The sequence below is a fragment of the Syntrophorhabdaceae bacterium genome (assembly GCA_035541755.1).
GTDB lineage: Bacteria > Desulfobacterota > Syntrophorhabdia > Syntrophorhabdales > Syntrophorhabdaceae > PNOF01.
The window spans coordinates 1-6,344 of the sequence record DATKMQ010000014.1 but is presented as its reverse complement, the minus strand read 5'-3'; the positions used below and the strand labels follow the sequence as shown (position 1 = coordinate 6,344).

The 6,344-nt window shown below is 51.8% G+C and carries 7 protein-coding genes; 4 read left to right on the top strand and 3 right to left on the bottom strand.

What is annotated here, in order from left to right; genetic code table 11:
- The 4 genes from VMT62_01095 to VMT62_01080 form a co-directional block, all read left to right on the top strand.
- On the top strand, window positions 1–487 hold a 487-nt coding region (locus VMT62_01095), incomplete at its 5' end, for an IclR family transcriptional regulator (protein HVN95001.1).
- 488 nt (window positions 488–975) lie between these two features.
- Window positions 976–1,461 (top strand): TRAP transporter small permease, encoded by a 486-nt coding sequence (locus VMT62_01090; protein HVN95000.1) that lies wholly within the window; start codon window positions 976–978, stop codon window positions 1,459–1,461.
- A complete protein-coding gene (locus tag VMT62_01085; GenBank protein ID HVN94999.1) occupies window positions 1,454–2,755 on the top strand; it encodes a TRAP transporter large permease in 1,302 nt (433 codons plus the stop codon). Before VMT62_01090 ends, VMT62_01085 begins: the two co-directional genes overlap by 8 nt.
- A gap of 116 nt (window positions 2,756–2,871) precedes the next feature.
- The gene (locus VMT62_01080) at window positions 2,872–3,936 is read left to right on the top strand and encodes a TRAP transporter substrate-binding protein (protein ID HVN94998.1); all 1,065 of its coding nucleotides are present in this window, start codon (window positions 2,872–2,874) and stop codon (window positions 3,934–3,936) included.
- A 183-nt stretch (window positions 3,937–4,119) separates the two neighbouring features.
- On the opposite strand, the gene VMT62_01075 is transcribed toward VMT62_01080, so the two are convergent.
- From VMT62_01075 to VMT62_01065, 3 genes are all read right to left on the bottom strand, one after another.
- Window positions 4,120–4,884 (bottom strand): SDR family oxidoreductase, encoded by a 765-nt coding sequence (locus VMT62_01075; protein ID HVN94997.1) that lies wholly within the window; start codon window positions 4,882–4,884, stop codon window positions 4,120–4,122.
- A 124-nt stretch (window positions 4,885–5,008) separates the two neighbouring features.
- The gene (locus VMT62_01070; protein HVN94996.1) at window positions 5,009–5,161 is read right to left on the bottom strand and encodes a hypothetical protein; all 153 of its coding nucleotides are present in this window, start codon (window positions 5,159–5,161) and stop codon (window positions 5,009–5,011) included.
- A partial coding sequence (locus VMT62_01065) for an AMP-binding protein (protein ID HVN94995.1) occupies window positions 5,161–6,344 on the bottom strand: 1,184 nt, incomplete at its 5' end. The genes VMT62_01065 and VMT62_01070, both read right to left, overlap by 1 nt.

Below are 6,344 nucleotides of genomic sequence, written 5' to 3'. Positions count from 1 at the left end.
GCTCGGCAAAACAATATTCCTCGGGATACTCGACAATGACGAAGTCCTCTACGTTGACAAAAGGGAAGATCCGCGAAATCCGATCAGTTTCACCTCAAAGATCGGCACACGGCGGCCTCCCTATTGGGGGCTGCTTGGGCCGGTACTCATGGCATACCTGCCTGATAGCGAAGTAAAAAGACTGTTGCAAAAAAGCCCGCTCACAGCCACGACCAAGAAATCGATCACAAGCAGAGAAGAGTTTGCCAAGCTGCTCGCACTCGTGCGAGAGCGAGGTTACGAAGTGGATATGGAGACAGCGCTAGAAGGCATCGGGGGAGTAGCGGCCCCGATCCGTGATTTTACCGGAAAGGTCATAGCGGCCATCGGCGTCGCCTTCATCGCTTCGTCGGTAGTCTCCAAGGACCTCAAGAACATGATCAAGGAGGTTACGGCAGCGGCTTTTGCCATCTCCAGGGAAATGGGGTATACGGGGGAAACAAGGTAAGATTTGTTGCAGGAGGGTGCCGCCCGGACTACTCTCTTAAGCCAGTGCCACTCTTCGACGTGCTTCCCTTTCAGGAGTTTGTCTATGATGCGTTTTTTCTTGACAAAAGCTCTGGAAGTGATAATATCATTCAATGACTATCTATTTCACTGTATGGACAACTTAGTAAGAAGACACACAGGTTTGGCCCCATATAATGAATACGCTCACTCAATTATTCTCGGAAGACGAAATGGCGCCTGTTTCTTTGCGCGGGACCGAACAAGACCCGGTTTGAGGTCTGCCCTCTGCTCTATGAGAGAAGGGTGGATGGCTTCTCAATAGATACTGCTTTAATTTCTCTATGGGCGAGCGTGGGGGTTGAACACGCAGATAAACTTGAAAGGAGGGGTGAATCAATACTCGGTTTTGTACAGGATATTTGTTGAAGAAGTGCTGACGCGAAAAGTGTTGCAGACAGGTAATTAATCATACAGGGTGGTGTAATTATGGGAGATCTATCAAGCAATTTCTTCAGGGTATTATATAAGGTTCTCAGTTTTATCGGCGGTGCAGCCTTGAGTCTTATGATGTTTCTGACTGTGGCTGACGTGATCATGCGGGCTCTCGGTTACCCAATCTTGGGTACTTATGAGATGGTGGCGCTGGCGCTCGCCGTCGTCATAGGTTTCACGATCCCCATGGTGTCGCTCGACCGGGGACACGTTTATATGGAAATCCTCCTCGAGAAGCTTTCCAAAAGGCCCAGGGCGATAATGAACACACTGACACGCGTCTTTTGCCTCATCCTGTTCATGGTTATCGGATATAACCTCATCATGGTCGGCGTGGAATTGCACGCCTCCGGGGAGGTTTCCTCCACACTGAAAATTCCTTTTTTTCCAATTGCCTACGGGGTGGGGATCTGCTGTTTCCTGGAATGCCTTGTATTTATCTTCGACATCGTAAAAATATGGAGGGGCCAATATGAATGAGATAACCGTCGGCGTAATCGCTCTTGTTCTCCTCCTTGTTCTTTTTGCAACAGGCATCGAATTAGGCTTCGCCATGGCGCTCATGGGGTTTGTGGGTTTCGCATACCTGAACGGCTTCCGACCGGCAATGCAGCTCGTGGGCAGGGACGTTTTCGATGTCATTACAAATTACGGATACACGGTCTTCCCTCTCTTTATTCTCATGGGCCAAATCGGCTTTAATGCCGGGATCGCGGTCAGACTCTACAATGCGGCGCACAGGTTCGTAGGGCATGTCCCCGGCGGTCTTGCCATGGCCACGGTGCTCGGGGCAACCGGCTTTAAGGCCATTTGCGGTTCATCAGCTGCCACCTCGGCAACATTTGCGAGCGTGGCCATACCTGAGATGGACCGTTTTGGTTACGACAGAAGACTTTCCACCGGTATCGTTGCAACGGTGGGCACGCTGGGTTGTATCATACCCCCGAGCGTTGTGCTCATCATATTCGGTATCCTCACGGAACAGTCAATCGGACGACTCTTCCTCGCCGGGATTATCCCCGGATTGATTATTGCCTTGCTTTTCTTGGGCATCATCTATGGATGGGTAAAACTAAATCCGGGCATCGCCCCCAAGTCGGAGCGGTCTACGTGGAGGGAAAGGGTACGCTCTCTGCCGGAAGTCGGCTGGATCCTCCTTGTCTTTGTCATCGTCGTGGGCGGCATCATGGCTGGATTTTTCACGCCTACTGAGGCAGGCGCGGTGGGCACCTTTGCTATCCTGGTTCTCGCTGTAGCCAAGCGCACTCTCAATTTCAGGGGGTACGTCAAATCCCTTACCGAGGCGTTGCGGACTGCAGGGATGATTCTCATGCTCATCGCCGGCTCGGCGATCCTCGGTCATTTCATCGCCGTAACCAATATTCCCCAGAAGACGGCCGATTGGCTGGTCGCCCTGCCGCTCAACCGTTATGTGGTCATGATAATGATCTGCTTCGTCTATGAGATAGGGGGATCGTTCATCGACGACCTCGCATTCATGATCCTTGCTACGCCCATCTTCTATCCCGCCGTGCAGAAACTCGGCTTCGATCCCATCTGGTTCGGGATTCTCATCGGCGTTGTTGTTATGATCGGCGTGGTTATTCCTCCTGTGGCGGTCTGCGTGTTCGTGGTGAAAAACATCACCAAGGAACCTATGGGCAGAATATATAAGGGGGTCATGCCTTTTCTCATCTCGCTTGTTCTTGTCTGGGGACTTCTCTTTTTCTTCCCGGGACTAGCCACCTGGCTGCCATCCGTTTTATTTAAATGAGCATGCCATGGTGAAGCCTAGCGGTTCAGTCGTTATGGTGTGTCGGGATATCATGTGCGCGGTCTTGATATTAGGAGTATCGCTCAAAACTAAAATTTAAAAGGGGGTACCAAAAAATGAGTAGGAAAACTTTGTCGCTGGTTGTTGCCGTTTTATTGCTCCTATCCGTGTCTTCCTTTGGTAATGCAGCGGATGTCATCAAACTCAAATTCGCAAATTACTTCCCGCCTACCCACATGAATTCAGTAATGATGGGCAAGTATGCCGAAGAATTGAACAAGAAACTTGCCGGTAAGGTAGAGATAACACAGTACACGGGCGGTACGTTGCTTGGCGCGCCAAAGATCGCTGCCGGCGTGGAATCGGGCGTTGCCGATATCGGGCTCTCCAACTGCTCGTATACCAGGGGACGTTTTCCGGTCATGGAGATTATGGAGTTGCCGGTCGGATTTCCGAGTGCCTGGATAGCGACTCATGTGGCCAATGATTTCTACTACAAGTTCAAACCCAAAGACTTCGACCAGTATCATGTGCTCATGCTCAGCACATCACCTATAAACGTGATACAGACCATTAAGAAACCGGTGAAGACGCTCGAAGACTTGAAGGGTCTGAAACTAAGAGGTACAGGCAGGCTCGGTGATATCGTGAAGGCCCTGGGAGGCACGCCGATTCCCATCGAAACACCCGACCTTTATGATTCACTGAAACGCAGCGTCATCGAAGGCGCGCTGCTCCCCCTTGAAACCTTGAAGGGTTTTAAGACGGGCGAAATCATCAAATACGTCACGGCATCCTGGAAGATAGGAAGCGCCTATTGTTTCTTCGTGATCATGAACAAAGACAAGTGGAACAGTCTTCCTCCGGACGTACAGAAGACCATCACCGATTTCTCCAATGAATTCATCGAACGGTGGGCCGTCGAATGGAACAATATAGACATTGAAGGCAAGGACTTCTTCCAGAAAGAAGGCGGGCAGATCATAAATCTCCCGGATGCGGAAAGTGCGCGCTGGGTAAAAGCCTCGCAGCCCGTTGTGGAAGACTTCAGGAAAGACCTGATTTCCAAGGGTCATAAGTCAGCCGACGTAGATAGCTGGCTCGCTTATATCCATGAACGCATTGAATACTGGAAGGGACAGGAAAAGGCAAAGAAGGTGCCTACGTCGTATCAGTATTAGTAGGTCGTTCCCACTTCCGACCATAAAATAGGCCACACTCCATCCGGAAGGATGAAGTGTGGCCTTATCATTAGATCCCCTTTTTTAGCGAGGACCGAGGGCCCCCTTCTCACAAAGAGAGGTCCGCGGCTACATGTTCAGCACACCCTGGGACGGGATAATCTCCCCGTTCCGATACCGCTCTTAGAACACGAAAAGGTCCTCGCCACCCATCATGTTTACGATGGCGCCCGTCATGTACGCCGCCTTGTCGGAGACGGTAAACGCCACGGCATCAGCGATTTCCTGCGGCTCAGCGGGCCTGCCGAGCGCCGTTCTTTTCTCTACTTTTTGTCGTACTTCCAACGGTATCGGCTCGAAATAGGCCTCAGTGTTCGCTATTCCGATGACTACGGTGTTGGCGGTAATGTTGAACCGAGCACCCTCGAGAGCCACGGATTTGGAAAGACCCACAAGACCGGCCTTTGCTGCGGCATAGCTTGACTGCCCGTACCCCCCGAGCATTCCAGCCACTGAACTCATGGTGATGACGCGTCCCCACTTGTTTGCACACATGTCGGGCCATGCCTCTTTGATGCAATAGAAGGCTGAATTCAAACAGAGTTTGACCTCGGCATCCCAGTCTTCGGCGGTCGCCTTGGCTATGGTCACCATGCGGCGCATCTGCGCGGCGTTGTTGATGAGAATATTGACGGGCCCCATCTCAGCCTTAATGGCCTCAAAGCCCTTCTTAACGTCCGCGTAATCTCTTCCGTTCATCCTGAGGGCCATGCTTCTCCGCCCCAGCCCCTTAATCTCTTCGGCCACGGCCTTGACGCCATCCATGTTGTTAAAACCGGTCACCACCACATCCGCCCCTTCTTTTGCCAGTGTGACGGCAATAGCCTTTCCAATCCCTTTGGGCATGGAAGCGCCCGTCACCAATGCTAGCTTCCCTTGTAACGACATATTGACCTCCTTGGTATTAGTTCTGTTAGCAAGCCCCAAACGCTTACGAGGCTACCATGCTCTCACGCTATTCGTGCAAAAGGCTTAAAGGCCTAAAGCATCCTTGTTTCGCGCCCTTAATCTGTCAATCCGCGTTAGGTGTAATAAACTTCAATATATACAAGAAAGTAAGTATGATTTCAACATTCTTGCGAATCGCGTTATTATCCTCTGCCAGGGACTTCAATCTCTCGGCGCTCATCTGAAGATTTGCTATCTCTTTCCTGATCTCGTCCATTAGTGTGCACCTCTCATATCTTTGAATCGTTTGGCCTTCAGATCGTACCTGGGTAGCGTGCCCTGGGGCTCAATCTTGACCGTGCATGACAGATTCGTCTTTACCTTATGTCTTTCGCCGAACCGTGAAGCAACGGCCCCCGCCTCATCAGTCGAAAGCACCGGATCGACCTCGATCCTCGCCAGCATCTTGTCCATGACGCCTTCGCGCGTTACTACAAGCTCGTATTCGACAATCTCAGGGAATTCGCTCCGCACAAGCTGCTCAACAGTCTTGGGAGAAAAGAGAACACCGCGTATCTTGGTAATATCATCGACCCTGCCCACGATCTCCATCAATTTTGAGGAGGTCCTGCCGCACTCGCAGGTTGACGGTCCTTTGACGGCCACATCATTCGTGTTGAACCTGATCACCGGGAAAGAGTGTCTGCCGAGCGGGGTGATAACGAGCACCCCCTGTTCGCCTTCGGCCACTTCCTTAGACAGGGTGTCACGGTCGAGCAGTTCCACGAGAAACAACGGTTCTATATTGTGAAGGCCTTTCTGGGCCTCACACATGCCGGCGAATCCGCAGGTCTCCGTGCTGCCGATGTGGTCGTACATCTTGCAACCATATATTTCCTCAATCCGTTTTCTTGTCGCCTCCGGCAACGGTTCTCCGGCGCCGAGGATCCGCTCGATTCCGAGCGATTTCGGGTCAATACCCATGCCGATGGCCTCCTGCGCTATGTTCAGGGTATACGTGGGCGTGCCTGTCATGGCATTTGCCTTGAGTTCGATGATTTTGTTCACCCTCCCCTTGGTATCGAGCGCGCCACCCGGTATAACCTCACATCCCAGTTTCTCCGCGGCGTAGTGTGCCTCCCAGAATGCGACGTACACGTTGTACCCGAAAGGAAGAAAGACCCTGTGTCTCGGCCTGAATCCGGCCATCCAGAGTATATGGCACCATGATTCAACCCTCCACTGCCAGCTCTCGTAGGTTTCGGGCACGTAGACCGGTCTACCAGTGGTACCACTCGTTTGTCTGAAAGTGGACACCTGTTCGATGGGTACTCCCAGAAGCCCGCCATACGGAAATGGCTCCACGTTCTCCTGCCACTTGCGCAGCTCTTCCTTGTACGTGAAGGGGACCTTTTTGATATCCTCGAAGGTCTTGATGTCCTGAGCGTTTAAGTCTTTAA